Source organism: Luteibacter sp. RCC_6_2 (genome assembly GCF_041360655.1).
In the GTDB taxonomy this organism is placed as follows: domain Bacteria; phylum Pseudomonadota; class Gammaproteobacteria; order Xanthomonadales; family Rhodanobacteraceae; genus Luteibacter.
In genome coordinates, this window is record NZ_JBFUPQ010000003.1 from 119,226 (window position 1) to 145,589 (window position 26,364).

General features: G+C 66.4%; 21 protein-coding genes. 13 read left to right on the forward strand and 8 right to left on the reverse strand.

All coding sequences use genetic code 11. From position 1 onward, the window contains the following. Positions 1-61: 61 nt before the first annotated feature. Entirely contained in the window at positions 62-1,075 is a 1,014-nt protein-coding gene (ltaE, locus tag AB6730_RS03900; protein WP_371022351.1) for a low-specificity L-threonine aldolase, read from the forward strand. On the opposite strand, the gene AB6730_RS03905 is transcribed toward ltaE, so the two are convergent. From AB6730_RS03905 to AB6730_RS03920, 4 genes are all read right to left on the reverse strand, one after another. Then, complete coding sequence (locus tag AB6730_RS03905) at positions 1,069-1,851, reverse strand: N-acetylmuramoyl-L-alanine amidase (protein WP_371022352.1); 783 nt, start codon at positions 1,849-1,851, stop codon at positions 1,069-1,071. The genes ltaE and AB6730_RS03905 overlap by 7 nt on opposite strands. Next, the gene (locus tag AB6730_RS03910) at positions 1,848-2,288 is read right to left on the reverse strand and encodes a hypothetical protein (protein ID WP_371022353.1); all 441 of its coding nucleotides are present in this window, start codon (positions 2,286-2,288) and stop codon (positions 1,848-1,850) included. The genes AB6730_RS03905 and AB6730_RS03910 overlap by 4 nt, the downstream gene beginning before the upstream one ends. A 90-nt stretch (positions 2,289-2,378) precedes the next feature. After that, positions 2,379-3,491, reverse strand: a complete 1,113-nt coding sequence (zapE, locus tag AB6730_RS03915) for a cell division protein ZapE (RefSeq protein ID WP_371022354.1) — start codon at positions 3,489-3,491, stop codon at positions 2,379-2,381. Next, on the reverse strand, positions 3,488-4,186 hold the full coding sequence (locus tag AB6730_RS03920) for an alpha/beta hydrolase (RefSeq protein ID WP_371022355.1): 699 nt from the start codon (positions 4,184-4,186) through the stop codon (positions 3,488-3,490). The genes zapE and AB6730_RS03920 overlap by 4 nt, the downstream gene beginning before the upstream one ends. 48 nt (positions 4,187-4,234) lie before the next feature. Here AB6730_RS03920 and AB6730_RS03925 point away from each other — a divergent pair, with 48 nt between their 5' ends. After that, the gene (locus tag AB6730_RS03925; RefSeq protein WP_371022356.1) at positions 4,235-4,831 is read left to right on the forward strand and encodes an ACP phosphodiesterase; all 597 of its coding nucleotides are present in this window, start codon (positions 4,235-4,237) and stop codon (positions 4,829-4,831) included. Here the strand turns inward: AB6730_RS03925 and AB6730_RS03930 are convergent. Next, entirely contained in the window at positions 4,824-5,321 is a 498-nt protein-coding gene (locus tag AB6730_RS03930) for a cytochrome c5 family protein (protein ID WP_371022551.1), read from the reverse strand. The genes AB6730_RS03925 and AB6730_RS03930 overlap by 8 nt on opposite strands. Before the next feature lie 366 nt (positions 5,322-5,687). Here AB6730_RS03930 and AB6730_RS03935 point away from each other — a divergent pair, with 366 nt between their 5' ends. The 4 genes from AB6730_RS03935 to AB6730_RS03950 all read left to right on the forward strand — a co-directional run bounded on the left by AB6730_RS03935 (position 5,688) and on the right by AB6730_RS03950 (position 16,045). Beyond that, entirely contained in the window at positions 5,688-6,944 is a 1,257-nt protein-coding gene (locus tag AB6730_RS03935) for an efflux RND transporter periplasmic adaptor subunit (RefSeq protein WP_371022357.1), read from the forward strand. A gap of 75 nt (positions 6,945-7,019) precedes the next feature. Further along, a complete protein-coding gene (locus tag AB6730_RS03940; RefSeq protein WP_371022358.1) occupies positions 7,020-10,262 on the forward strand; it encodes an efflux RND transporter permease subunit in 3,243 nt (1,080 codons plus the stop codon). A 135-nt stretch (positions 10,263-10,397) separates the two neighbouring features. Next, a complete protein-coding gene (locus AB6730_RS03945) occupies positions 10,398-13,532 on the forward strand; it encodes an efflux RND transporter permease subunit (RefSeq protein ID WP_371022359.1) in 3,135 nt (1,044 codons plus the stop codon). 275 nt (positions 13,533-13,807) lie between these two features. Beyond that, positions 13,808-16,045, forward strand: a complete 2,238-nt coding sequence (locus AB6730_RS03950; RefSeq protein ID WP_371022360.1) for an NADP-dependent isocitrate dehydrogenase — start codon at positions 13,808-13,810, stop codon at positions 16,043-16,045. A 48-nt stretch (positions 16,046-16,093) separates the two neighbouring features. On the opposite strand, the gene AB6730_RS03955 is transcribed toward AB6730_RS03950, so the two are convergent. Continuing rightward, positions 16,094-17,041: an aldo/keto reductase gene (locus AB6730_RS03955; protein WP_371022361.1), complete on the reverse strand. Its 948-nt coding sequence runs from the start codon at positions 17,039-17,041 to the stop codon at positions 16,094-16,096. Positions 17,042-17,104: 63 nt separating this feature from the next. Next, positions 17,105-17,299 carry a hypothetical protein gene (locus tag AB6730_RS03960; RefSeq protein ID WP_371022362.1) on the reverse strand — a complete coding sequence of 65 codons (195 nt, stop codon included), beginning with the start codon at positions 17,297-17,299 and terminating at the stop codon, positions 17,105-17,107. 118 nt (positions 17,300-17,417) lie between these two features. Between AB6730_RS03960 and AB6730_RS03965 the strand changes: the two genes are divergently transcribed. From AB6730_RS03965 to AB6730_RS03995, 7 genes are all read left to right on the forward strand, one after another. Then, complete coding sequence (locus AB6730_RS03965; RefSeq protein ID WP_371022363.1) at positions 17,418-18,326, forward strand: LysR substrate-binding domain-containing protein; 909 nt, start codon at positions 17,418-17,420, stop codon at positions 18,324-18,326. A 283-nt stretch (positions 18,327-18,609) separates the two neighbouring features. Further along, positions 18,610-18,789, forward strand: coding sequence for a hypothetical protein (locus AB6730_RS03970; RefSeq protein ID WP_371022364.1), 180 nt, complete (start codon positions 18,610-18,612; stop codon positions 18,787-18,789). A 156-nt stretch (positions 18,790-18,945) separates the two neighbouring features. Next, positions 18,946-21,573 (forward strand): magnesium-translocating P-type ATPase, encoded by a 2,628-nt coding sequence (gene mgtA / locus AB6730_RS03975; RefSeq protein WP_371022365.1) that lies wholly within the window; start codon positions 18,946-18,948, stop codon positions 21,571-21,573. A gap of 112 nt (positions 21,574-21,685) precedes the next feature. After that, complete coding sequence (locus AB6730_RS03980; protein ID WP_371022366.1) at positions 21,686-22,168, forward strand: hypothetical protein; 483 nt, start codon at positions 21,686-21,688, stop codon at positions 22,166-22,168. Positions 22,169-22,268: 100 nt separating this feature from the next. Next, on the forward strand, positions 22,269-22,742 hold the full coding sequence (locus tag AB6730_RS03985; protein WP_371022367.1) for a nuclear transport factor 2 family protein: 474 nt from the start codon (positions 22,269-22,271) through the stop codon (positions 22,740-22,742). Positions 22,743-22,777: 35 nt separating this feature from the next. Further along, a complete protein-coding gene (locus tag AB6730_RS03990; protein ID WP_371022368.1) occupies positions 22,778-23,833 on the forward strand; it encodes a sensor histidine kinase in 1,056 nt (351 codons plus the stop codon). Beyond that, positions 23,797-24,540: a LytR/AlgR family response regulator transcription factor gene (locus AB6730_RS03995; protein WP_371022369.1), complete on the forward strand. Its 744-nt coding sequence runs from the start codon at positions 23,797-23,799 to the stop codon at positions 24,538-24,540. Before AB6730_RS03990 ends, AB6730_RS03995 begins: the two co-directional genes overlap by 37 nt. On the opposite strand, the gene AB6730_RS04000 is transcribed toward AB6730_RS03995, so the two are convergent. Further along, entirely contained in the window at positions 24,537-26,351 is a 1,815-nt protein-coding gene (locus tag AB6730_RS04000) for a diguanylate cyclase (RefSeq protein ID WP_371022370.1), read from the reverse strand. The two genes, AB6730_RS03995 and AB6730_RS04000, sit on opposite strands and share 4 nt — an antisense overlap. Positions 26,352-26,364 lie beyond the last annotated feature (13 nt).

Consider the following 26,364-nt stretch of genomic DNA (forward strand, 5'->3'; position numbering starts at 1 on the left):
GCCACGGAATCGTGAACGGCATCGCGTACCATCATTGGCTGGTCCCTTTCGAACCCACGCCATGGAAACCATCGACCTGCGCAGCGATACCGTCACCCAGCCGACCGACGCCATGCGCGAGGCGATGTTGCGCGCGCCGGTCGGCGACGACGTGTACGGCGAGGACCCCACGGTCAACGCCTTGCAGGACCGCATCGCGGCCGACCTGGGTTTCGCCGCGGCGTTATTCGTGCCCACCGGTACCCAGGGCAACCTGCTCGCGCTGATGAGCCACTGCGAACGCGGCGACGAATACATCGTGGGCGCGGATGCGCATACCTATCGCTTCGAAGGTGGCGGTGCGGCGGTGCTGGGTTCGATCCAGCCACAGCCGATCCCGCAGGACGCCGACGGAACCTTGCCCCTGGACAAGGTCGAGGCGGCGATCAAGCCGATCGACCCGCACTTCGCCCGCTCCCGGCTGCTGGCGCTGGAGAACACCTGGCATGGCCGTGTCCTTCCGTTCGACTACCTCGCCTCGGCCCGCGACCTGGCGACACGGCGTGGGCTCGGACTGCACATGGACGGTGCGCGTCTGTACAACGCGGCGATCGCTTATGGCCGTCCGGCTCGCGAGGTCGTGGCGGGTTTCGACAGCGTGTCCGTGTGCCTGTCCAAGGGGCTTGGCGCGCCGGTGGGCTCGGTGTTGCTGGGCAGCGTGGCGCTGATCGACCGCGCTCGCCGCTGGCGCAAGGTCGCCGGCGGTGGCTGGCGGCAGGCGGGCATGCTGGCCGCGGCGGCGATGCATGCGCTCGACCACCATGTGGAACGCCTGGCCGACGACCACGCGCGCGCCAGCCGGCTGGCGAACGGCTTGCGCCGGATCGACGGACTCGAGGTCAAGGGTTGCCATACGAACATGGTCTTCGTCGACGTGCCGCCCGCACGCTTGAAGGACCTCGCCACGCATATGTCCGCGCAGGGCGTGCGACTGAGCATCGGCTATCTGCCGTCGATCCGCCTGGTGACGCACCTGGATATCGACGACACGGCCATCGAACGGACGATCGCCGCGTTCGCTTCGTTCGATTACTGACGCGGCGCCATCAGCTTGCGTTGCAGCGAGTAGAGAAGGGCGGCGTCGGTGAGATCGAGCGTGTCGGTTTCCATCGCGCGGTAATGGCGATGGAAGGCGATGATCGCATTGCGCGGGTTGGATACGTCATAACCGACCAGCCGCATCGCCGCCAGGCTATCGAAGCCGGGCGGCGCGGGGATCGGGCTCGGCTCCGGCCATAGTCCGAAACCGTAGCTGGCGAGCGTCGCCCAGGGGAACAGCACGCTCGGGTCGTTCTTCCGGCCGGGCGCGATGTCGCCATGACCGACCACGGCTTCGCGCGGGATGCCCAGGCGCGTGGTGAGATCGGCCAGCAGTTTCACCAGCGCTTGTATCTGCGGCTGGGTGAATGGGGACACGCCATCGTTGTCGATCTCGATGCCGATGGACGAGGAATTCAGGTCGGTCATGTCGCCCCAGCGCGAGGCGCCCGCATGCCATGCACGGTCGTTGTCGTCGACGAGCTGGTCGATGCGGCCATTGGACTCGACGAGGTAGTGGGCGCTTACCTGGCCTTCGCTGTTACGTGTGCTCAGCACGCGCAGGGCTTCCGCGGCGTCGCCGATCGACGTGTGGTGCAACACGATGATCTGCGCCTTGCGCGCGTTGAAGTTGGGCGACGGTGTCCAATGGGCGAGGGCGCTGCGCTGCGGTGCGACGCGTGGCCCGGTGGCGCAACCGGCCAGACAGGCGATCGCCAGCACGACCGCCGCGAGGCGGAGGCGCCTTGCGACGGTGGCCTTCGTTCGCGTCATTCGACGCGGAAGTCGCTGCTGGTGATGACCCACGCGATCTCCTCGCCCACGTCCCCGGTGTCTTCCCGGGATGCCACCACGATCTGGAGGTCGACGCAATCGTGGCCTTCGGAAAGCCATTCGGTTTTCTCCAGCGCCATGCCGGATTTCTTCAACGCCGCATGCAGGGCGGGCATCGTCGTGGCGAGTAGTTCCGTGCCCTCGTGGGTGAGCTGGCCGCCCAGCACCTCGATGTCGCACAGCTTGTCGTCGAGGAAGCGCAGCCGCAGCCATTCGTCTCCGGCGGCATCGGCGTATTCGTCTTCGTCGTCCCACATGTTTTCGCCGCCGGCCTTCCAGCCGAGTGTGTCGCGAAGTTTCTTTCGCGGCATGCCGAAGAAGATGTCGGTATCGCCGCGGCGGATGCCGCGGCCCGGGACCAGCTCGCAATGTTCCATGGCGTACCTCGTCAGATGGCGCGGGAGACCCGCCGGTGAAGCATGGCGGACCGGCGATACGACAGGCCAGCCGGTCCTGTCCGTGCCGTATCAGGGTTTATGGTCACGGCCGAGGTAGTCCTCGCTCTGCATTTCGATGAGCCGCGATTCGGTGCGGCCGAACTCGGCGCGAACCTTGCGGCCATCGTAGAGTTCCGTGATCGGCGCGGCCGCGGAGAGTACCAGCTTCACGTGGCGGTCGTAGAACTCGTCCACCAGCAGCACGAAGCGCTTGGCCTCGTTTTCCGAGTAGACGGTGAACTGCGGCACGTTGGACAGGATCACGGCCGGATACGACTTCGCCAGTTCGATGTAGTCGGCGACGGCGCGCGGGCCTTCGCAAAGGGCCGCGAAGTCGAACCAGACGATGTTGTCGGCGCGCTTGCGCACCGGCACCTCGCGGCCGCTGAGCAGGATGGAGCCGGCCTCGACGAGGTCGCCCTGCGCCTGGCCCATGAAGATCTTCGTCAGCGAGCGCTCAGCTTCGGGGCCGGGCGGGACGAGGTAGACCGGCGCCTGGCTCAGGGCGCGCAGGCGCCAGTCGTGCGGGGACACCATTTCATGGACCACGCAGTGCTTCTCGATCGCCGCGATGGCCGGCAGGAACCGTGCGCGTTGCAGGCCATCCTTGTAGAGGCCCTTCGGCGGCGTGTTCGAGGTGGTGACCAGGGTGACGCCGCGGGCGAACAGGCCGTCCAGCAGCCCGGCGAGGATCATGGCGTCGCCGATATCGGAGACGAGGAATTCGTCCAGGCACAACACGCGGCACTTCGTGGCGAGGCGTTCGGCCACCTCGTCGAGCGGATTCTGCCGTTCGCCGAGCTCGCGCAGCATGCCGTGTACCTCCAGCATGAAGCGGTGGAAATGCCGGCGAAGTGCGAGACCCGGGGCGAGGCTGGAAACGAAGAGGTCCATGAGGAAGGTCTTTCCCCGGCCGACGCTGCCCCAGAGGTACAGGCCGCGCACGGCGGCGCGCGGTTCGTTGCCGAGCATGCTGCGCAGGCGGCCGAACAATCCGCCACTGGCGGGTTCCGGCGCGCAGAGCGCCGCATGCAGGCGATCGAACTCGGCGATGACCGGCAACTGTGCCGGGTCCGACTCCCAACGATGCCCTGCGATGCCGTCCCGGTAGCGTTCGCCGGGCGTCGATTCCGTGCAGTTCATGCAGCGCGGGGCCCGGGCAACCAGTTCTTCACGCCATTCTTGATGACGCCGCGCAGGTCCATGAGGCGGCGATGGAAGAAATGGCTGGTGTCCTCCATTCTCACCAGTTGCGGCCGAACATCTTCCGGCAGGCTGTCGACCCAGTCGTAGACGGCCTGCGGATCGACGATCTCGTCGGCGTCGCCCATGACCACGAGCCAGTGGCCCGCGGGCAGTTCGATCTGGGCGAAATCCCAGCCACGGCCCGCCACGGGCGGTGCCACGCTGATCAGGGCATCGGCCCCGAGGTGGCTGGCGTTACGCAGGGTCACGTAGCTGCCGAAGGAAAACCCGGCCAGCCACAGGGCGGCGCCGGGACGGACCTTGCGCGCCCAGGCGACCACGGCGGCGAGATCGTCGCTTTCGCCATTGCCACTGTCGAACGCGCCTTCCGACCGGCCCACGCTGCGGAAGTTGAAGATGACCGTATCCATGCCGGACTCGCGCAGCGAGCGCTCGATCATGGTCACCACCTTGTTGTGCATGCTGCCGCCGTCCGTGGACAGCGGATGGCAGATCACGGCGACGCCGTGACGGGCCACGTCGGCGGTGGCGGCCTTGGCTTCGCATTCGAGCTTGCCCGCCGGGCCTGCGAGCGCGAAGCTCATGCTCTCGGCCGGGAAGTGATCCGGCGCTGTAGGTAGAAGTTCGCTCATGCTCTCCATGATACCCGCTGGCTGGCCGGTTCGCGGCGAAGACCGGCGATGAACGTCCTCGCACACGCCTTGTTGGCGGGCGACGACGCGGCCTTGCGCCTTGGCGGCATCATGGGCGACTTCGTGCACGGGACACCCGATCCGGCCATTCCCGAACGGGTCCGCCAGGGTATCCACCTGCACCGCGCGATCGACAGTTTCACCGACAGCCACGACGAGGTACGCGCGGCTCGCGAGCGCTTGCCCGCGCCGTTCCGCCGCTATGCGGGGATCCTCCTCGACATGTGGTTCGATCACTGCCTGGCGCGCGACTTCGCGCACTGGTCCGCGCAGCCCCTGGAGGATTTCTCGACGAACCTGCGTGCGGAGTTGCATGCCGCCGGTCCGCTGTTGCCCGATGCGCTGAAGCGCTTCCTCGGTTACATGGACGCGAACGGCCTTCCGGCCGGCTATGCGCGGGCCGAGGCGATCGCCAAGGCCTTGCGCGGCATATCGCAGCGGCTGTCCCGGGCCAACCCCGTCGGTGACGCCATGCCGCTGCTGATGGCGGAGGACGCCCTGTTGCAGGCCACCTTCGAGCGGTTCTTCCCGCAGCTGCGGGCGTTCGCGAAGGAATGGGTGGCCCGCCTGCCGCCGCTTACTTGACCTGGTCGGCCATCCACTTGACCGTGTTGCCGACTTGTTCGTCGGTCAGGGCCGGGTTGCCGCCCTTGGCCGGCATGTGGTTGCCGTCGGGACCGGTGTAGCCGTCGATGGCGTGCTTGGTGAGGGTGGCGATGCCCTGGGCGATGCGTGCGGACCAGGCGGCCTTGTCACCGAGCTTCGGCGCGCCGGCCACGCCAGCCGTGTGGCAGCTGTGGCACAGGTTGTCGTAGATGGTCTTGCCGTCGGTGCTGCCACCGTAGGCGACCTGCGAGGCGGCGGCCTTCGCGGCGGCTTCCTGGGCGGCCAGCATCGCCGCGCGGCCGGTGTCGCCGGCATAGACGCCGCCCACGGGGGCGATCCGGGCCTCGGTGCGCTTGGCGACGGCCGGGTCCTGATCCTTGGGGATGTTGCTGTAGATGGTATAGGCGATAACCATCAGGACGAGGGCCAGGACACTGAGGCCGGCGGTCAGCCACGAGAACTGACGCATGAAGTTCTGGTCGGACTTGCTCGGAGAACCGCTCACGCATTGACTCCACTGATTTGGGTGTGCCGTCCCCTCCCCGGGATCCGGCGTGCCTGCCGGCCGCAAATGCGGCGTCGAATTTCGCGAGTATAACGGAACCTCCGCGGGAGTCAGCGGTCTGCATGCCGGTGCCGTGCCAGGGGACCGGCCGGGAGACGTGCCGTCAGTCATGCTGTACCCCTGTCAACCGGCATTGTTCAATGCCGTTCACCTACACCTATATTGGCGCCGTCGGGTTTTCACCTTTTGGGGGTATAAACCCCCGTGGCGCACGGCGCGCCGGTCGGACCAGGTATCCCCGTCCGGTCATTCATCCTGGGAGTGTTTTGCATGTCGCGTTTTTGGAAGATCGCGCTGGCCGTCATCGTGGTTCTGGTGATCGCGGGCATATTCGTCGTTCCCCGGCTGCGTCACGCCGAAGGTGCGAACGCAGCCCAGACCCAGGGAGGCAAGGCCAATGGAGAGGGCCAGGGGAAGGACCAGCCGCCCGTGCCGGTCACCGTCGTACCCGTCGCCAGCCAGGATGTGCCCGTCTACCTCACCGCGACCGGTACCGCCCAGGCGCGCAACTCCGTGGTGGTGCGCCCGCAGGTCGGCGGCCAGCTGATGAAGCTCAACTTCCAGGAAGGCCAGGAAGTGAAGCAGGGCGACGTCATCGCCGAGATCGACCCGCGCACCATCCAGTCGCAGTACGACCAGTCCGTCGCCAAGCTGCGCCAGGACCAGGCCGCCGCGGCCACCGCCAAGAACAACCTCGAGCGTTCGCAGAACCTGGTCAGCAAGGGCGGCCAGCAGTACGTGTCCAAGCAGGACCTCGACAACCTCAAGAACACCCTCGACCAGGCCGTCGCCACGGTGGTCGCCGACCAGGCCTCGATCCGCGCCTCGCAGGTGCAGCTGGGCTTCACCAAGGTGATCGCGCCGATCGACGGCCTCGCCGGCATCCGCGCCGTGGACGTCGGCAACATCGTCGCCACCACGGACACGATCGTCACGCTGACCGAGGTCCATCCGATCTACGTCTCGTTCAACCTGCCCGAGAAGAACCTCGACCTGGTCCGCTCCTCCATGCGCGAGGAAGGCGCCACGCCACTCGAGGTCGCCGCGCTCGATCGCGTCGACGCGCACGTGGTGGCCACCGGCAAGCTCGACGTCATCGACAACACCATCGACACCACCACCGGCACGTTCCGCCTGCGCGCGCTGTTCGACAACACCAAGACGGAGCTCTGGCCGGGCCAGTTCGTCAATGCGCGCGTCCGCGTGCGCACGGTGAAGAACGGCCTCGTCGTTCCGGCCCAGGCGGTGCAGCGAGGCCCGGATGGCGACTACGTCTACCTCGTGCAGGGCGACAACACGGTCAAGATGCAGCCCGTGGAAACCGCGACCGAGGTGGGTGACAGCCACATGCTCATCAGCAAGGGCCTGAAGCTCGGCGACAAGGTGGTGACCGAGGGCCAGTTCCGTCTCAAGCCGGGCTCGAAGGTGCAGCCGCTGGCGCCGGGGCAGGTCCCCGCCGCGCCCACGGCCGAGGAATTGAAGGCGAAGAAGGATCAGCAGGGCCGCCAGGGCGGACGCCGCGGCTGATAGCGCTTAGCGCGCGGCGTGTCCACGACGGACGCGCCGCCACGGATCGCAAGGTCCCGACACCAGGAATAGAACGTGGGTTTCTCGACACTCTTCATCCGCCGGCCGATCGCCACCTCGCTGTTGATGGTGGCGGTCCTGTTGCTCGGCATCCTCGGCTACCGGCAGTTGCCGGTGTCGGCGCTGCCGGAGATCGACGCGCCCAGCCTGGTCGTCACCACGCAGTACCCCGGCGCCAGCGCCACCACGATGGCGGCCCTGGTCACCACGCCGCTGGAACGTAACTTCGGCCAGATATCCGGCCTGAACATGATGAGTTCGGACTCGTCGGCGGGCCTGTCGACGATCGTCCTGCAATTCAACATGGACCGCGACATCGACATCGCCGCGCAGGATGTGCAGGCGGCCATCAACCAGGCGCGCGGCACGCTGCCGAACAACCTGCCGTACCCGCCCGTCTACAACCGCGTGAACCCGGCCGATGCGCCGATCATGACGCTGATGCTCACCTCGGACAGCCGTGCGCTGCGCGACGTGAACAACTTCGCCGACTCGATCCTCTCGCAGAAGCTCTCGCAGGTGCAGGGCGTCGGCCTGGTCTCCATCGCCGGCAACGTGCGTCCGGCCGTGCGCATCCAGGTGAACCCGGCCCAGCTGGCCAACCTCGGCCTGACCATGGAGGACGTGCGCAGCGCGCTCACCCAGGCCAACGTCAACGCGCCCAAGGGCACGCTGAACGGCAAGACCCAGTCGTACAGCATCGGCACCAACGACCAGCTGGCCGATGCCGCCGAGTACAAGGGCACGATCATCAGCTACAAGAACGGCGCCCCCGTGCGCCTGTCCGACGTGGCGAACGTGATCGACGGCGTGGAGAACGACCAGCTCGCCGCATGGGCGAACGGCAAGCCGGCCGTGCTGCTCGACATCCGCCGCCAGCCCGGCGCGAACATCGTTCAGACGGTGCAGCAGATCCGCCAGACCATCCCCGACCTGCAGAAGGTGCTGCCGGCCGATGTGCACCTGCAGGTGTTCTCCGATCGCACCATCACCATCCGTGCGTCGGTCGAGGATGTCCAGTTCACCCTGATCCTCACGATCTGCCTCGTCGTCGCGGTGATCTTCGTCTTCCTGCGCCGCCTATGGGCGACGGTGATTCCCTCGGTGGCGGTGCCCCTGTCGCTCATGGGCACGTTCGGCGTGATGGCCTTCGCCGGCATGTCGCTGGACAACCTCTCGCTGATGGCGTTGGCGGTCGCGACCGGTTTCGTCGTCGACGACGCCATCGTGATGATCGAGAACATCGTCCGCTACATCGAGCAGGGCCAGGATGCCAAGACCGCCGCCGAGGTGGGTGCGAAGGAGATCGGCTTCACGGTGCTCTCGCTGACCGTCTCGCTGATCGCGGTGTTCCTGCCACTGCTGTTGATGCCGGGCGTCACCGGCCGCCTGTTCCACGAGTTCGCCTGGGTGCTGACCATCGCCGTGGCGATCTCGATGCTGGTCTCGCTGACGCTCACGCCGATGATGTGCGCGTACCTGCTCAAGGCCGACCAGCTGCCGGACGCGGACGACGCCCACGAACACGCCGCGGCCGCCGGCAAGCACACCACCTGGTCGCGCATCGTCGACGGCTACGGCCGAAGCCTCGACTGGGTGCTCGCCCACCGCCCGTTGACGATGATCGTCGCGGCGCTCTCGGTGGCGCTCACGGTCGTCCTCTACATCGTGATCCCCAAGGGCTTGTTGCCCGAGCAGGACACCGGCCTCATCACCGCCGTCGTGCAGGCCGACCAGAACGTCGCCTTCCCGCAGATGGAGACGCGCACGAAGGCCGTGGCCGACGCGCTCGGCAAGGACCCCGCCGTGTCCGGCGTGGCGGCCTTCATCGGCGCGGGCTCGGTCAATCCGACCCTCAACCAGGGCCAGATCTCGCTGGTGCTGAAGGATCGCGGCGATCGCGACAGCCTCGACGAGGTGTTGCCGCGCTTGCAGGAAGCCGCCTCGCACATCGCCGGCGTGGCGTTGTACCTGAAGCCGGTGCAGGACGTGACGCTGGACAGCCAGGTGTCCGCCACCGAATACCAGTATTCGCTGTCCGCCGTGGATTCGACCGCGCTGGCGGGTTATGCGCAGCAGATGACCTCCGCCTTGCGCAAGCGCGAGGAACTGGCCGATGTCGACAGCAACCTGGCCGACAAGGGCAATGCGCTGAAGCTCACCATCGATCGTGACAGCGCCAGCCGCCTCGGCGTGCCGGTGCAGACGATCGACGACACCTTGTACGACGCCTACGGGCAGCGGCAGATCTCCACGATCTTCACGCAGCTCAACCAGTACCGCGTGGTGCTGGAGGTCTCGCCGGAATACCGTACCAGCACCGACCTGCTGAACAAGCTCACCGTGCGCGGCAATGGCAACGGCGCGCTGACCGGTTCCAACGCCACCAGCTTCGGCCAGGTCGCCTCGAGCAACTCGGCCACGCCGGCGGGTATCGGCAACACCGGCAACGTCGGCTTCCAGGTCGGCGGTGGTGGCACCATCCCGCTGGCCGCGCTCGCCAGCGCCCAGGTCACCAGTGCGCCGCTGGTGGTCAGCCACCTGCAGCAGCTGCCGGCGGTGACGATCTCGTTCAACCTCGCGCCGGGCTACTCGCTGTCGTCGGCGGTGGACGCGATCCACGAGGTGGAGAAGGAACTGAACTTCCCGCCGGAAGTACGTGGTCAGTTCATCGGCAAGGCCGCCGAGTTCTCGTCCTCGGTGGGCGACGAAGTGCTCCTGTTGCTGGCCTCGATCATCGTCATCTACATCGTGCTGGGCGTGCTCTACGAGAGCTACATCCATCCGCTGACGATCATCTCCACGCTGCCGCCGGCCGGCGTCGGCGCGCTGCTCGCCCTGCTCCTTTGCGGCATGAGCCTGTCGGTGGACGGCATCGTCGGTATCGTCCTGCTGATCGGCATCGTGAAGAAGAACGCGATCATGATGATCGACTTCGCCATCGAGGCGAAGCGCACCGGCCTGAACGCGCAGGACGCCATCCGCCGTGCCTGCCTGCTGCGCTTCCGTCCGATCATGATGACCACCGCCGCGGCGCTGCTCGGCGCGCTGCCCCTGGCCCTGGGCAACGGCATCGGTTCGGAACTGCGCAAGCCGCTGGGCGTATCGATCGTCGGCGGCCTGCTGCTTTCGCAGCTGGTCACGCTCTACACCACGCCGGTGATCTACCTCTACATGGAGCGCTTCTCCGACTGGCTGGCCGAGCGCAAGCGACGACGCGCCCTGGCGCACGGCATCGAACCGCAAACCGCGGGCTGATGACGGATCGTCCCTTCCCAAGGAAATACCCCTTCTTCGCCGGACGGTTCGCCGCCCGGCGAAACCTTTTTCCGGTTGGCGCGTTAGGCAGGGAATGCCCACCGCCATCCCGCTCCCCATGAGCCGCTTCGCCCCATGAACATTTCCGGCCCCTTCATCCGCCGTCCCATCGGCACTTCGCTGCTGGCGATCGGTATCTTCGCGGTCGGCATCATCTGCTATGCGTTGCTCGGCGTGGCCGCGCTGCCGAACATCCAGTTCCCGGCGATCTTCGTCCAGGCGCAGCAATCCGGCGCCGACGCGAGCACGATGGCCTCCACCGTGGCCGCGCCGCTGGAACGCCACCTGGGCCAGGTGCCGGGCGTGGAATCCATGCGCTCGAACAGTTCCGAAGGCAGCGCCTTCGTGTTGTTGTTCTTCCAGAACGGCACCAATATCGACGCCGCCGCGCGCGACGTGCAATCCGCCATCAACGCCGCCCAGCCCGACCTGCCGCCGGGCTTGTTGAACGCGCCGTCGTATACCAAGGCCAACCCGAACGACGATCCCATCATCGTGCTGGCGCTCACCTCCGACACGGTGGCGCCGACCGCGCTCTACAACGTGGCGGATTCGATCCTCGCCCAGCGCCTGCGCCAGCAGGAAGGCATCGCCACCGTCGATATCGCCGGCAGCGCCACGCCCGCCATCCGCGTGGACGTGAACCTGCGCGCGCTGAATGCGATGGGGCTGTCGCCGGACCAGCTGCGCAACGCCCTCACCGCCGCCAACGTGACCTCGCCGCAGGGCTTCCTCAGCGACGGCGTCACCACCATGGCGGTGACGGCGACCGACTCACTGCACACGGCCGAAGAGTTCGCCAACCTGATCATCGGCGTGAACAACGGCGTGCCGATCCGCCTGTCCGACATCGCCAAGGTCTACGACGGGCAGCAGGATGCCTACCAGGCGGCCTGGTTCAACGGCAAGCCCGGCATCCTGATGTACGTCTACAGGAAGGCCGATGCGAACGTCATCGAGACGGTGGACCGGATCAAGGCACAGATGCCGACGATGCAGGCATGGCTGCCGGCCGGCGTGCAGCTGCATTCGTTCTTCGATGGCACGCCGACCATCCGCGCCTCGCTGCACGAGGTGCAGGCCACGCTGCTGATCAGCCTCGCCATGGTCATCATGACGATGGCTTTGTTCCTGCGGCGATTGGCGCCGACGGTGATCGCGGGCCTCGCCGTGCCGCTCTCGCTGGCCGGCGCGTTCGTGGTGATGTATGCGTTCGGCTATACCTTGAACAACCTCACCTTGCTGGCCCTGGTGATCGCGATCGGTTTCGTCGTCGACGATGCCATCGTGGTGATCGAGAACGTCATCCGGCACATGGACGAGGGGATTCCACGCTTCGAGGCGGCCTTGCTCGGCGCGCGCGAGATCGGCTTCACCATCGTCTCGATCACCGGCTCGCTGGTGGCGGTGTTCATTCCGTTGCTGCTCGCCCCGGGCATCATCGGCATGTTCTTCAAGGAATTCACGATAACGCTGGTGGCGGCGATCGTGGTGTCGGCGATCGTGTCGCTGACCCTGACCCCGTCCTTGTGCGCCCACTTCCTCACGGCGCACAAGGACGACAAGCCGGAATCGAAGCTGGGCCAGGCACTGGAGCGGATGCACGAGCGCCTGCTCGGGATGTACCGAGTGGCACTGGACTGGACCCTGCGCCACGCCTTGTTCATGGCGATCACGCCCTTGGTGCTCGTCGGGGTAACCTTCCTGCTCTTCGGCATGGTCAAGGGAGGCTTCTTCCCGCCGCAGGACACCGGCCTGATCGGTGCCCGCGCCACGTCCAGTTCCACGGTGTCGTTCGGCGAAATGAAGGTGCGCCAGGCCCGTCTCACCCAGATGCTGCTGGACGATCCCGCCGTGAAGGCGGTGGGTTCGCGCCTCGGCACCAGCCGCACGGGGTCCAGCGGCTTCTTCAACATCGAGCTGAAGACCATGGCGGAAGGGCGCAAGGAGAGCACCTTCGTCGTGCTCGACCGGCTGTCGGCCAAGGCCAACAAGTATCCCGATCTCAACCTGCGCCTGCGCCCGATCCAGGACCTGCCCACCGGCGGTGGCGGTGGCAACACGCAGGGCGGCCAGTATTCGGTGTCGCTGAAGGGCAACGACATCGTCGAGTTGCAGACCTGGCTGCCCAGGCTGGTCGACGCGCTGAAGAAGAACCCGATGCTGAAGGATGTCGGCAGCGACATCGATGCCGCGGGCCTGCGCCAGAACATGGTGATCGACCGCGACACGGCCGCGCGCCTGGGGGTGTCCATCGGCGACATCGACGGCGCGCTCTACAACGCCTTCGGCCAGCGCGCGGTCTCGACGATCTACTCGGATATCAACCAGTACCGCGTGATCGTCAACGCGCTGCCGCAGATGGCGGCCACGCCCGAGTCGTTGAACCAGATCTACGTGCGTTCCAGTTCCGGCGCGATGATCCCGATGACGGCGGTGACCAAACAGGTGCCGGGGCTCGCGCCCACCCAGATCGTGCACGAGGACCAGTACACGAGCATGGGAGTCAGCTTCAACCTCGCGCCCAACGTCAGCATGGGCGAGGCGATGGAGATCATCCAGAAGACCATCGACGGCATGCGCATGCCCGGTGACATACGCCTCGACGCCGGCAGCGATTTCCGCCGGTTCCAGCAGTCGCAGAGCGACATGCCGTTGTTGATCCTGGCCGCGATCATCACGGTCTACCTCCTGATGGGCATGCTCTACGAGAGCCTCATCCACCCGGTGACCATCCTCTCGACCCTGCCGGCCGCGGGCGTGGGCGCGCTTGCCGCGCTGGTCATCACCGATACCGAACTGTCGGTAATCGCGATGATCGCCCTGGTGCTGCTGATCGGCATCGTGAAGAAGAACGCGATCATGATGATTGACTTCGCCCTCGTGGCGCAGCGCGAGCACGGGCTCGATTACAAGGGCGCCATCCGCGAGGCCTGCCTGGTCCGCTTCCGCCCGATCATGATGACGACGATGGTGGCGATCCTGGCCGCCACGCCGCTGGCGATCGGCCTGGGCGAGGGCGCCGAACTGCGCCGTCCGCTGGGTATCGCCATGATCGGCGGCCTGGTGATCTCGCAGAGCCTGACCTTGCTCTCCACGCCGGCGCTGTACGTGATCTTCGCCTGCCTGTCGGAGCGCTGGAAGGCGCGCAAGGCGCGGCGCAAGGAGCGGAAGAGGGAGCGCCGCGCCTTGCGCGCCGCCGGCACCTGAATCGCCGACAGGGTCGGCTCCCACCAAACACCGTTGATGGTTGATGGCCTGACGGACCTGGGTGGGAAGCCGCTTCAGCGGCGATCCCGCGGCAGCGGGCCAGGTTACGGCAAGCACCTTTCCCACCCGGCACAACAGCCATGCCCCCCGATCGCTTTCCCCCTCCCGCCGAATCGGGCCACAATGGACAGGTTTCCCGCTCGCCGGCGCGCCCTCGTGGCCTGCGCCGGTGCGCCCCATGACCTGGCCCACTCAAGCATAAGGCTCGCCGAATCATGTCCAGCTCGCCCAAGATCATCTATACGCTCACCGACGAAGCACCGTTCCTCGCCACCGCCTCCTTCCTGCCGATCGTCGAAGCCTTCGCCGGCACCGCGGGCGTGGCGGTGGAAACGCGTGACATCTCGCTCGCCGGCCGCATCCTGGCGCAGTTCCCGGAGCGCCTCACGGACGCGCAGAAGATCGGCGACCACCTCGCCGAGTTGGGCCAGCTGGCCACCACGCCGGAAGCCAACATCATCAAGCTGCCGAACATCAGCGCCTCCGTGCCGCAGATGAAGGCCGCCATTCGCGAACTGCAGTCGCAGGGCTACAACTTGCCCGACTACGTGGATGCCCCCTCGACAGACGAGGAGAAGGAAACCAACGCGCGTTACGGCAAGGCCATGGGCAGCGCCGTGAATCCCGTGTTGCGCGAAGGCAATTCCGATCGCCGTGCGCCGCTTTCGGTCAAGAACTACGCACGCAAGCATCCGCATCGCATGGGCAAGTGGTCGCCGGAGTCGAAATCGCACGTCGCGCACATGGATGGCGGCGATTTCTACGGCAGCGAGAAGTCGGCCACGCTGGACAAGGCGGGTAGCTTGCGCATCGAATTCATCGGCAAGGACGGCGCGACGAAGGTCCTGAAGGACAAGCTCGCGGTGAAGGCCGGCGAGATCGTCGATGCCGCCGTGATGAGCCGCAAGGCGCTGGCGACCTTCATCGACGCGCAGATCGCGGACGCGAAGGCCAAGGGCGTGCTGTTCTCGCTGCACCTGAAGGCCACGATGATGAAGGTCTCCGACCCGATCATGTTCGGCATCGTGGTGCGCGAGTTCTACAAGGACGTGCTGGCGAAGCACGCCGACGCGCTCAAGCAGGTGGGCTTCGACGCCAACAACGGTATCGGCGACCTCTATGCACGGCTGGACAAGCTGGACGCGGGCACGCGCGCGCAGATCGAGGCCGACCTGAAGGCGGAGTATGCGCAGCGTCCCGCCTTGGCGATGGTCAATTCCGACAAGGGCATCACCAACCTGCACGTGCCCAGCGACGTGATCGTCGACGCCTCGATGCCGGCGATGATCCGCGACTCCGGCTGCATGTGGAATGCGGAAGGCAAGTTGCAGGACACCAAGGCGGTCATTCCCGATCGTTCCTACGCGGGCGTCTACCAGGCCGTGATCGAGGATTGCGTCGCGCACGGCGCGTTCGATCCGGCCACGATGGGCAGCGTGCCGAACGTCGGCCTGATGGCGCAGAAGGCCGAGGAATACGGTTCGCACGACAAGACCTTCCAGATCCCCGCCGACGGTACGGTTCGCGTCGTCGCGGACGATGGCGCCGTCGTGTTCGAACATGCCGTCGAGGCGGGCGACATCTGGCGCATGTGCCAGACCAAGGATGCACCGATCCAGGATTGGGTGAAGCTCGCGGTGCAGCGCGCGCGCCTCTCCGCCACACCGGCGGTGTTCTGGCTGGACGCCGACCGCGCCCACGATGCCCAGGTCATCGCCAAGGTGCAGCGCTACCTCAAGGACCACGACACCAGTGGCCTCGACATCCGCGTGCTTTCGCCGGTGGAGGCGACGACGTTTTCTCTCGAGCGCATCCGCAAGGGTGAAGACACCATCTCCGTCACCGGCAACGTGCTGCGCGATTACCTGACCGACCTGTTCCCCATCATGGAACTGGGTACCTCCGCGAAGATGCTCTCCGTCGTGCCGCTGATGGCCGGCGGTGGCCTCTTCGAGACCGGCGCGGGTGGTTCGGCACCGAAGCACGTGCAGCAGTTCGTCGAGGAAGGCTACCTGCGCTGGGATTCGCTGGGTGAATTCCTGGCCCTGGCCGCCTCGCTGGAACACCTCGCCGAGCGCTACGACAACAAGCACGCCCGCGTGCTGGCGAAGACGCTGGACCAGGCCAACGGCCGCTTCCTCGACAGCGACAAGTCACCCGCCCGCAAGGTTGGCGAGATCGACAACCGCGGCAGCCATTTCTACCTGGCGCTGTATTGGGCCGAGGCGCTGGCCGCACAGGACGACGACGCGGACCTGAAGGCCAAGTTCACCACGGTGGCCAAGACCCTGGCCGAGAACGAGGCGAAGATCGTCGCGGAACTCAACGGTGCGCAGGGCAAGCCCGTGGAGATCGGCGGCTATTACCACCCGGACATGAAGCTGGTGAGTGCCGCGATGCGTCCGAGCGCCACGTTCAACGCGGCGCTGGATGTGTTGGTGGCTTCGCGCTGACGGGTAGGACTGGGCGAGCCTGGTTGCCACCAGTCTCTATGCCATTGATCAATAGGCGCTGGCGGCCTTGAGGGTCGCCAGGTCCGGCGGCGTCAACTCGAGTGTCGCCGCCTTCGCGATCTCGTCCAGTTGTTCCAGCGAGGTGGCGCTCGCGATGGCGGCGGCGATCGAGGGTTGCGCCATCACCCATGCCAGCGCCACCTGGGCCGGCTTCGCGTCGCGGGTCTGTGACACCTCGTCCAGCGCCGCCAGGACGCGATAACCGCGGTCGTTGAGGTACGCCTTCACCTTGCCGCTCCGGGCGCTGCTCTTGGACAGGTCGGCCTCGCTGCGGTATTTGCCGCTGAGGAAGCCACTGGCCAGCGAGTAATAGCTGATCACGCCGATCTCTTCTTTCACGCATAGCGGTTGCAGCGCTTCCTCGAAGCCCTTGCGGTCCATGAGGTTGTATTCCGGCTGCATCGACTCGTAACGCGCCAGGCCCTTCGATGCACTCGTGCTCAAGGCATCGTCCAGCCGCGTGGCGTCATAGTTCGAAGCGCCGATCACACGCACCTTGCCCGCATTCACCAGGTCGTCGAACGCGCGCAAGGTCTCTTCGAGAGGCACCTTCGGATCGTCCTCGTGCGACTGGTAGAGGTCGATGTGGTCGATTTGCAGGCGGCGCAGGGAATCCTCCACCGCCTCCTTGATATTGGTCGGCGCCAGTCCGGGATAACGCGCCCATTTGCCCACCTTGGTGGCGACGATCACCTTGTCGCGCTTGCCGCTCTTCTTCAGCCACTTGCCGATGATCGTCTCGGATTCGCCGCCTTCGTTACCCGGCACCCAGGCCTCGTAGACATCGGCCGTGTCGATGAGGTTGAAGCCGTGGTCCACGAAGGCATCGAGGAGGTCGAACGAGCGTGCTTCGTCGACACTCCAGCCAAAGACGTTGCCGCCGAAGGCGAGCGGGCCGACCCGCAGGGGCGAACGCCCGAGGTTGCGTAACTTCATGCGTCATCTCCGATGAGGGCGGAAACCCCCATGATGACGCAAGGCAGGTTCAGGCCGCGTGTTTCAGCAGGTGGCGCAAGCAGGCTTTCCCGGGAGTCTTAATCCCGGCTGCACGCTCTCCTTGCGGGGAGCCGCGGAGGCCTGCGGAGCGCCTGCGCCGCGATCGATGACGGTTTCGTCACGGCCGAGCCGGAGCACGAGTTCGCGATTGACGATGTGGCCGTGCATGAAGGCAAGGCCGGTGAAGATCGATGCCATGACACCCTCCCATTACACCGTTCGCAACGACTTGCGGCTTTCGGTGAGGTAAAGGGTGCCCGTTCTAACGCGGGCCAAAAAGCGATATGTTTGCAACCCGGCCTTGAGGAATTTTCACATGTCCCGCCTCCCGCTCGGTCTGCTTCAGGGGTTCGTCCTGGTCGCCCGCACGGGCAAGCTGTCACGTGCGGCGGAACAGCTGAACCTCACCGTCAGCGCGTTGAGCCACCAGATACGCAACCTCGAGGAACGCCTGGGACGCTCCCTGTTCGATCGTGGGCCGCGCGGCGTCACCCTGACCGCCGACGGTGCCAACCTGCTCGAAGCCATCGGCCATCATTTCGAGGGCATCGAGCACGCGTTGAGCCGTTACGAAGGACGCCATCAGGACGCGGTGACGCTGAGCATCATGCCCTCGGTGGCGTCGAGCTGGCTGGTGCCTCGCCTGCCGCGTCTCGTGGGCAAGCATCCGGAACTGGAACTCAGTCTGCATTCGTCCGTGTCGGTGGTCGATTTCGACCGTGAACCCACCGTGGACCTGGCTTTCCGCTACGGTCTCGGCGCGTGGCCGCGCACGAAGGCGGACCGCCTGTTCGACGAGTACATCGTCCCCATCGCCAGCCCGTCCCTGGTACGCCGCATGGGCGGCTTGCCGGATACCTCGCTCGCGGGATGGCCTCTGCTCGGCGATCCGTCCGGCCGCTGGAACGACTGGGCGGAGACCTTCGGCATGCCGCTGCCGTCGCGCTACGTCGCGCGCTTCGACAACACCGAACACTTGCAGCGCGCGGTGCTCGAAGGCATGGGCGTGGCGTTGGGCCGCCTGGTCATGGCGCGCTCGCTGATCGAATGCGGCGCGTTGACGGTGCTGTGCAAGGAGCGCATGCGGGTCGCCGAGGCGTATTACCTCGTCTATCCGAAGCGCTCGGAAGCGCATACCGGCGTGGCGCGTTTTCGCGAGTGGCTGCTGGCCGAGGCGGCCGAGTACGAGGCCGGTATCAAGCACGGCTTGCCGCTGCCGGCCTGAATCATCCCGGATGACGAGTTTCGCTTGACCGCGCTTCGCTGCGGCGCGACAATCCCCCGGCTACCGCACGGGGTCTCGTGCGGCGGCAACCCTCTTAGCTTATCCAGGCATATGGACGTCTACCCTAGTCGACGCGCCGGCTCCCGCACGCATCGGGTCCCGGCGCTGGCAAAACTCATCGCCCGCGGCGACCGCACCCGGTCGGCCGGCGCTTTCCTCCGCTAGGGAAAGTCCGGCTCACCTCGTCGGAAGCCGTGAGCTTCCGTTATTCGAGGATTGAGCCATGAACCTCCAGCTCGACAAGACCGCGCCGCGCATGTTCGGCCGCCGTCTCGCTTTCGCACTCGCCCGCCGTCGCGCCACCGGCCCGGTGCCGGCCAAGCGCACGATCACCGTGCCGCGCTCGCTCGACACCGCTGAAAGCTCGTTGAAACCCGCGGAAGGCAAACTTCCGAGGCCATGAACAGCGACATAGACACTACGGCGCGGCTTACGCCGTCCGCCGTCGATATCCATAGCGACACCGAACGTCGGCCCCGCGCCGGCGCGCTCGCCTTCGGCTAACCGCCGACGGCCGCTCGCGCCTGACCGGACCGCGCGTCCGGAGAGGTAGCGAGCCATGAAGATCCACACCTCGCAGGCGGCCGTCGCCGCCAAGATCTACACCCAGGCCACCGCGGACGCCTATCGTCCCGCGGATGAATTGCTGCGTGCGCTGGACGCACGGCCGGATGGCCTCGACGAGGCCGCCATCGCCGAGCGCCTCGACCGCGACGGTATCAACGAAGTGGGCCACGAGAAACCGCCGCACTGGTCGATCCAGTTGCTGCGTGCCTTCCGCAATCCCTTCATCATCGTGCTGCTCGTGCTCGCGGGGGTGCAGCTGTTCACCGAGCCCGACGACGTCACCGGTCCCGTCATCATCGCGGTGATGGTGGCGATCAGCGTGCTGCTGTCGTTCACCCAGGAATTCCGTTCCTCGCGCGCGGCGGAGAAGCTGAAGGCGATGGTGCGCAACACGGCCACCGTCACCCGCCGCGCGGACGACGGCCACGCCGAGCGCATCGAAGTACCGGTCGAGGAACTCGTCGTCGGCGACATCGTCCACCTCGGTGCCGGCGACATGGTGCCCGCCGACCTGCGCCTGCTGGCGACGAAGGACCTCTTCATCAGCCAGGCCATCCTCACCGGCGAGTCGATCCCGGTCGAGAAAGCCGCGCCCAACGGCACCACGGCAGGCGATACCTCGTCCGGGCCGCTCGACCTGCCGACGATCTGCTACATGGGCACCAACGTGGTGTCCGGCACCGCCACCGCCGTGGTGTTGGCGACGGGCGGGCGCACCTACCTGGGATCGTTGGCGCACACCCTTTCGGGCGAGCGCGTGCAGACCAGCTTCGACCGGGGCATCTCTTCGGTGAGCTGGCTGCTGATCCGCTTCATGGCGGTAATGGTGCCCGTGGTTTTCCTCATCAACGGCTTCGACAAGCACGACTGGCTGGAAGCCTTCATGTTCGGGCTTTCGGTGGCGGTGGGCCTGACGCCGGAAATGCTGCCGCTGATCGTCACCGCCAACCTCGGCAAGGGCGCCCTCGCCATGTCGAAGCGCAAGGTGGTGGTGAAGCGCCTCAATGCGATCCAGAACTTCGGCGCGATGGACGTGTTGTGCACGGACAAGACCGGCACCCTGACGCTGGACAAGATCGTGCTCGAGCGCCACGTCGACCTCAATGGCGACGATTCGGATGAAGCGCTGGAATACGGCTACCTCAACAGCCGTTTCCAGACGGGCCTGCGCAACCTGATGGACAAGGCGGTCCTGGCCCACCGCGATCTCGAGCCGGTGGCCCATCGTTTCCACGTGGTGGACGAGATTCCCTTCGACTTCCAGCGCCGCCGCATGTCGGTGGTCGTGGCGGATGGGAAGGGCGAGCAGCTGCTGGTCTGCAAGGGCGCGGTCGAGGAGATGCTGGCGATCTGCAGCGAGGCGCGCATCGGCGACGTGACCGAACCGATGACGGCCGAGAAGCGCACCGAGATCCGCGCGATGACCCGTCGCCTCAACGAGGACGGCCTGCGCGTGCTGGTCGTGGCCGTCCGCCGCGATCCGACGGGCGAGCGCGCCTATGGCGTGGCCGACGAGCAGGGCCTCACGGCCGTCGGCTGCCTGGCCTTCCTCGATCCGCCCAAGGACTCGGCCGCCACCGCCATCCGCGCGCTCAACCACCATGGCGTGGCGGTGAAAGTGATCACCGGCGACAACGAGGCGGTGACGCGGAAGATCTGTACCGAGGTGGGCCTCGACGTGGAAGCGTCGGCGCAGGGCCGCGACATCGAGCAACTGGACGACGAGGCGCTCGACGCGATGGTGGAGAAGACCACCGTCTTCGCGAAGATGTCGCCGGTGCAGAAGGCCCGCGTGGTCCGGTCGCTCCAGCGCAAGGGCCATACCGTCGGCTTCCTCGGCGACGGCATCAACGATGCGCCCGCCCTGCGCGATGCCGACGTGGGTATCTCGGTCGATACCGCGACGGATATCGCGAAGGAGTCGGCGGATATCATCCTGCTGGAAAAGAACCTCATGGTGCTGGAGGAGGGCGTGATCGAGGGACGGGTCACCTTCGGCAACATCATGAAGTACATCAAGATGACGGCCAGCTCGAACTTCGGCAACGTGTTCAGCGTGCTGGTGGCGAGCGCCTTCCTGCCCTTCCTGCCCATGCTGCCGTTGCAGATCCTCGTGCAGAACCTGCTCTACGACCTGTCCCAGCTGTCGATTCCTTTCGACCGCATGGACGAGGACTACCTGCGCCAGCCGCGCAAGTGGGACGCCGGCGACATCGGCCGTTTCATGGTCTGGATCGGGCCGGTCAGCTCGGTGTTCGACATCACCACGTTCTGGCTGATGTGGCACTGGTTCGGCGCCAACGACGTCGCCCACCAGTCGCTGTTCCAGTCGGGCTGGTTCATCGAGGGCCTGCTCTCGCAGACCCTGATCGTGCACATGATCCGCACGCGGCGCATTCCGTTCCTGCGCAGCATGGCGTCCGCGCCGGTGCTGGCGTTGACCGGCGCGATCATGGTCGTCGGCATGTTGATTCCGTACTCGGGCCTCGGCGCGCGCATCGGCATGCATCCCTTGCCGGGTATCTATTTCGCCTGGCTGGCGCTGACGTTGGTGTGCTACTGCGTGCTCACGCAGGTGGTGAAGACGATCTACATCCGGCGCTACGGTCGCTGGCTATAGATCCTTCCTACCCCACGGTTGGCCGGGTGGCTACACGCGCGCGTGGGCGGAGAGGGACATACGCGTCGTCGCGATGAAGGTCTCATGGTGGCTCCTCAACCAAGGAGTCACCATGATGCTTCGACACACGCTCGCCGCCGTCCTCTTCGTCCTGCCCGCCGCCGCCTTCGCCCAGGTCGCGCCCACGCCCGCCCGCTATGTCGACGCCATCGACTGGCCGGCATCGGAACAGGGCATGGACCGCTTCTTCGAGGCGGAAGTCCGGCTCAACGCCGGCTTCGACAAGATCTGCGGCGACACCTTCTGCGAAGGCGAATACGGCAATCTCCGCCCGATGCAGCTTCGCTGTTCGGTCGACAGCACCAAGGGCACCATGAAGCAGTGCCTCTGGCTGTTCTCGGGCAGCACCGCCGCGGTGAATCCGAAATCCGGTGCCGTGCAGACCGCGGCCAAGCTCTTCAAATGCAAGCTCCTGCTCGCCAAGGACACCCCGGTGGACAAGTTCTACGAGGTGATGAACGGCGACGACGCGCTGCACGCGAAGTTGCCGATGTCGCGTTACTCCGTCTACGACGGGTTGGTCGGTTGCCTGTAACCACCGTTTCACAGCGTTGATCCACCGTCCCGCCGCACGCCTACTGGCGGCGGGGCGGTTACGCTGGTTTGCTCGATGCACCCACCATCGAGGTCACGCCATGCGCATCCACCATCTTCTCGTCCTGCTGGCCCTCATGGCCGCCGTTCCCTGCGCCGCCGCCGATGCGCCCAAGGCCGAGATCGAACAGGTGGTGACGCGTTTCCAGGCGTCACTGAAAACCCACGATCGCGCCGCACTGGCAAGCCTCTTCCTCGCCGACAGCAAGGCATGGTGGACCGTGCTCGGTGACGAAAGCTACCGCAAGGTCAAGGCGAAGCACCCGGAAGCCGCCCGCTACAAGACAGGTACCTGGCAGGAATTCGCCGACTACGTCGGCGGCACCAAGGCCAGTATCGAGGAGCGCTTCCACGACGTTCGCATCGAGACCGACGGCAGCGTGGCCTCGGTCTACTTCGATTTCGAATTCGTGGCCGATGGCAAAGTGGGTAACAAGGGCGCGGAAACCTGGCAGCTGATCCGCACCGACGACGGCTGGAAAATCGCCTCCATGCTGTACTCCTCCAACTTCTGACCGATACTGCGGGCACGGAAGCCACGGGCAAGCCCATGCGTGAAGATCGCAGCGTGACGGTGTCGCCGGGCATGGCCTGGGTCGCGGGCCTGCCCGTACTGGGCTGCATGCTGGTCATGGGCTTGCCGTCGGTCGGCGATGCGCACGTGCTGGCGTTCCGGCTCTTTTACGCCGTCGCCTACCTGTTCTGGATCGTGCCGGTGGGTTGGCTGCAGCGCTGGCTGTGGCGGCGCGGCGCCGGTGGGTGGACGATGGCCGCCGTGCTCCTCCCGGCTACCTATGCGATGTCGGTGTCGAACGCCTTGATCGCCTTGCGTTTCATCGCCAACGAGGACGCGCGGGCACGCCTGGGCTGGACCTGGGTGTTCGGCGGGCTGGACGGTTGCTGGCTTGCCCTCATCGCGTTCTGCGGGTTACAGGCGATCGTGCTGCACCGTGCGGCCCTGCAAGCCGAGGGTGAGCGCGTGAGGCTCGCGGGGCTCGCGGCGCGTGATGCCGAACTGCGCGCCTTGCGCTACCAGCTGCAGCCGCACTTCCTCTTCAATACCCTCAACGCGATCTCCGCCCTCGTCGCCGACGATCGAAAGCGGGAAGCCAGCCGGATGATCGCCCGCCTCGGCGACTTCCTCCGCGCCACGCTGGAGGAAACCCGTGGGCACGAAGTCAGCGTGGCCGAGGAAATCGCTTTCACCTCCACTTACCTGGATATCGAAAAAGCCAGGTTGGGCGATCGCCTGCGCGTGGACATGCGGGCGGGGCCGGATGTCCTCGACGCGATCCTGCCGTACCTGCTTCTCCAGCCGTTGGTCGAGAACGCGATCCGGCATGGCATCGCGCCGCGGGGAACCGTGGGTACGCTGGCCATCCACATCGTCCGGGATGACGACCGCCTACGCGTGACCGTCGACAACGATATACCGTTCCCTACGGACAGCCAGGCGACGGGCGTCGGGCTGGCAAACGTACGCGCACGGCTGGACGCGCTGTATCCCGGCGCATACCGTTTCGAGGCCGGGCTCGTCGAAGCGACATGGCACGTCGCGATCGAACTGCCATGGCGGGTCGCGAATGCCGCGCGGGTCGCCGCATGATCCGCGTGGCGGTGGTGGACGACGAGCCGCTGGCCCGCGCTGGCGTCCTGGCGCGTCTGCGTGGCGAGCCCGATGTCGCGGTGGTCGGCGAATTCGCGGATGGGCATGAACTCGCCGCGCTGCGCCGTCATTCGGTGGACGTGGCGATCGTGGATGTCCAGATGCCGGGACGCGATGGACTCGCCGCCCTGGCGGCGATTCCGGTGGCCGAACGTCCGCTTGCCATTCTTCTCACGGCGCACGAGCACTTCGCCGTACGCGCCTTCGAACTCCAGGCGGTGGATTACCTGCTGAAGCCCATCGACGACGAACGTTTCGGCGAAGCGATCGACCGGGTGCGGCGGCAGCTGCGTGGCCAGACGGTGGCCGCGACGACACAGCGCTTCGCCATCCGGACGGGGTCGAAACTGAGCTTCATCGACGCGAACGACGTCGAATGGATCGAGGCCGACGGCGACTACGCCGTCTTGCACGTCCAGGGACAGCGCCATCTGCTGCGCGAACCACTACACGCGCTTTCGCGCCAGCTCGACCCCACCCGATTCGTGCGCGTGCACCGGTCGGCGATCGTTCGCATCGACCAGGTGGAGGAACTGCGTCCGCGACCGAATCGCGACGCGGTATTGCGCCTGCGCGATGGTACGGCACTCAGGGCGAGCCGAACTTATATCGAGACCTTGCTCGCGGCGCTGCACCGCGTCGCCTAGTGCCGGGTCGCCCAGGCCGACGATGCGGACGGCAAGGCTTCGGGAGACGCGGATTCGGGTTCATCAGGCAAGGCGATCTCGACGCGGTTGCGCCCGGCGGCCTTGGCCCGGTAGAGCGCCTCGTCCGCCTTCGCCAGTAGCCGGTCGAGTTGTTCACCGTGGCGCGAGGTACACGCCACGCCGAAGCTGGCGGTCACATGGGCCGTGGAGGGGCCGCCGGCGGGCGGCGCGGCGAGCGCCATGCGGATCATGTCCGCACGCTTCGCACCGGCGGTCTCGTCGGCGTTCGGCAGGAGGATGCCGAATTCCTCGCCGCCCAGCCGTCCGAACACGTCTCCCTCGAGGATGTGGTCGCGGCATTCGGCGACGACGCGCAGGAGCACCCAATCGCCTTCGGCGTGCCCGTAGGTATCGTTGACCAGCTTGAAATGGTCCAGGTCGAACAGGATCAGGCAGGAGGGCTTGCCGCTCTTGCGAACGTTCTGCAACGTCTGCGTGGCTTCCTCGACGAAATGCTGGCGGTTGCAGATGCCGGTGAGACTGTCACGGCGCGCCATGCGCATGAAGCGCAACTGCGAACGCTTGGTGCGGACCAGCCACAAGCCGATCGCCGCCAGCACGGTGAGCAGCAACAGGATGTAGAGCCGGCTCGTCTCCATGGAGCGCCGGTCGACTTCGCGTTGCAGGTGCAGGATCTGGTTCTGGCGGTCGAGCGCGTCGGCTTCCATGCGGCTGGAGCTCACCTGTTGCTTGACCACCTGGTAGGCGAGCGCACGTGCCGTCACGTCGTCGAGATAGCCTTTGTCCGCCTGCATGTAGCGTTCGAGCCAATCGGTCGAGGCGTGGAAATCGCCACGCCGCTTGGCGCCCAGGTAGAGCGTTCGCAGCGCCACCGCCAGGGGCTCGGAATATTCCCCCGCGATCGAGCTGTCCACCGCCGCATGGGCATATTTTTCCGCCGCCTCCACGTTGCCGCCCTGCCAATGGCCCTCGGCGAGCAGTGATTCGAATTGTGAAATGAGGCTTGGATACTGGTCGCGCACGACCGCCGGATAGTGTTTTTCCAGCATGGCGACGGCTTCGGCGGCGTGTCCGGCACGGATGGTCCCTTCGGCCACGTCCGCGCGAAGCGCGTTGGCGATGAGGTTCTCGCCGGCGGCCTCGCATGCCGCGATGCCCTGGGTGAAGCGCGGGTCGGCGCCCTCGATGCGCTTGCCGCGATAGAGCGCGTGGAGCTTGATGAAGGTGCCCTTGCAGACGCTGTCGCCGGTGGGCGTGCTTTCGATCATCCGCTCGGCGTATTCGGCGGCGATGTCGTACTGGCCGGCGGACGTGAGCATCTGCGCCGCCTCGCCCAGGCCCTGGATGCGGGCCTGCGGATCGCTTATCTCGGGCAGGCTGTCGGTGAGTTCGGTCAGGCGGGAGAAGGCTTCCTGGTAACGATGCCCGATGCCCAGGATGTTGATCAGCGTGGCGGTGGCGCGGAAGCGCAGGGTGGCATCGGATGAACCGCCGATCACCGCCTCCAGCAACGGCACCGCGGCTTCGTAATCGCCGGCATAGGCGACCTGCCAGGCCTCCAGATAATGCAGGTGGGCCCGTTGTGCCGCGGTCAGCCGCGGAACGTCGCGGCCGAGCCGCGCCACCGTATCCATGAAGGCGGGATGGTCGGAGGTCTTGGTCGCGTCGGCATGGGCGAGCGTCGCCGTCGCGTCCTCGCCCGGCGTGAGCTGAGCGAGGGCCGCGCCGGCATAAGACGCCAGCGTGAATGCGATCGCCAGTCCCAGCCGGCGTCCGATGCGACCGATCATGCCACCGTGGCCT

Coding starts and splice junctions, on each gene's coding strand:
- AB6730_RS03910 (WP_371022353.1), bottom strand. CDS start 2,288: ATGGAACATTGCGAGCTGGTCCCGGGCCGCGGCATCCGCCGCGGCGAT.
- AB6730_RS03965 (WP_371022363.1), top strand. CDS start 17,418: ATGTCCCGCCTCCCGCTCGGTCTGCTTCAGGGGTTCGTCCTGGTCGCC.
- ltaE (WP_371022351.1), top strand. CDS start 62: ATGGAAACCATCGACCTGCGCAGCGATACCGTCACCCAGCCGACCGAC.
- AB6730_RS03990 (WP_371022368.1), top strand. CDS start 22,778: ATGCGTGAAGATCGCAGCGTGACGGTGTCGCCGGGCATGGCCTGGGTC.
- AB6730_RS03945 (WP_371022359.1), top strand. CDS start 10,398: ATGAACATTTCCGGCCCCTTCATCCGCCGTCCCATCGGCACTTCGCTG.
- AB6730_RS03970 (WP_371022364.1), top strand. CDS start 18,610: ATGAACCTCCAGCTCGACAAGACCGCGCCGCGCATGTTCGGCCGCCGT.
- AB6730_RS03960 (WP_371022362.1), bottom strand. CDS start 17,299: ATGGCATCGATCTTCACCGGCCTTGCCTTCATGCACGGCCACATCGTC.
- AB6730_RS04000 (WP_371022370.1), bottom strand. CDS start 26,351: ATGATCGGTCGCATCGGACGCCGGCTGGGACTGGCGATCGCATTCACG.
- AB6730_RS03955 (WP_371022361.1), bottom strand. CDS start 17,041: ATGAAGTTACGCAACCTCGGGCGTTCGCCCCTGCGGGTCGGCCCGCTC.
- AB6730_RS03935 (WP_371022357.1), top strand. CDS start 5,688: ATGTCGCGTTTTTGGAAGATCGCGCTGGCCGTCATCGTGGTTCTGGTG.
- AB6730_RS03995 (WP_371022369.1), top strand. CDS start 23,797: ATGGCGGGTCGCGAATGCCGCGCGGGTCGCCGCATGATCCGCGTGGCG.
- AB6730_RS03950 (WP_371022360.1), top strand. CDS start 13,808: ATGTCCAGCTCGCCCAAGATCATCTATACGCTCACCGACGAAGCACCG.
- AB6730_RS03920 (WP_371022355.1), bottom strand. CDS start 4,186: ATGAGCGAACTTCTACCTACAGCGCCGGATCACTTCCCGGCCGAGAGC.
- AB6730_RS03905 (WP_371022352.1), bottom strand. CDS start 1,851: ATGACGCGAACGAAGGCCACCGTCGCAAGGCGCCTCCGCCTCGCGGCG.
- AB6730_RS03925 (WP_371022356.1), top strand. CDS start 4,235: ATGAACGTCCTCGCACACGCCTTGTTGGCGGGCGACGACGCGGCCTTG.
- AB6730_RS03930 (WP_371022551.1), bottom strand. CDS start 5,321: ATGCGTCAGTTCTCGTGGCTGACCGCCGGCCTCAGTGTCCTGGCCCTC.
- AB6730_RS03985 (WP_371022367.1), top strand. CDS start 22,269: ATGCGCATCCACCATCTTCTCGTCCTGCTGGCCCTCATGGCCGCCGTT.
- zapE (WP_371022354.1), bottom strand. CDS start 3,491: ATGAACTGCACGGAATCGACGCCCGGCGAACGCTACCGGGACGGCATC.
- AB6730_RS03980 (WP_371022366.1), top strand. CDS start 21,686: ATGATGCTTCGACACACGCTCGCCGCCGTCCTCTTCGTCCTGCCCGCC.
- mgtA (WP_371022365.1), top strand. CDS start 18,946: ATGAAGATCCACACCTCGCAGGCGGCCGTCGCCGCCAAGATCTACACC.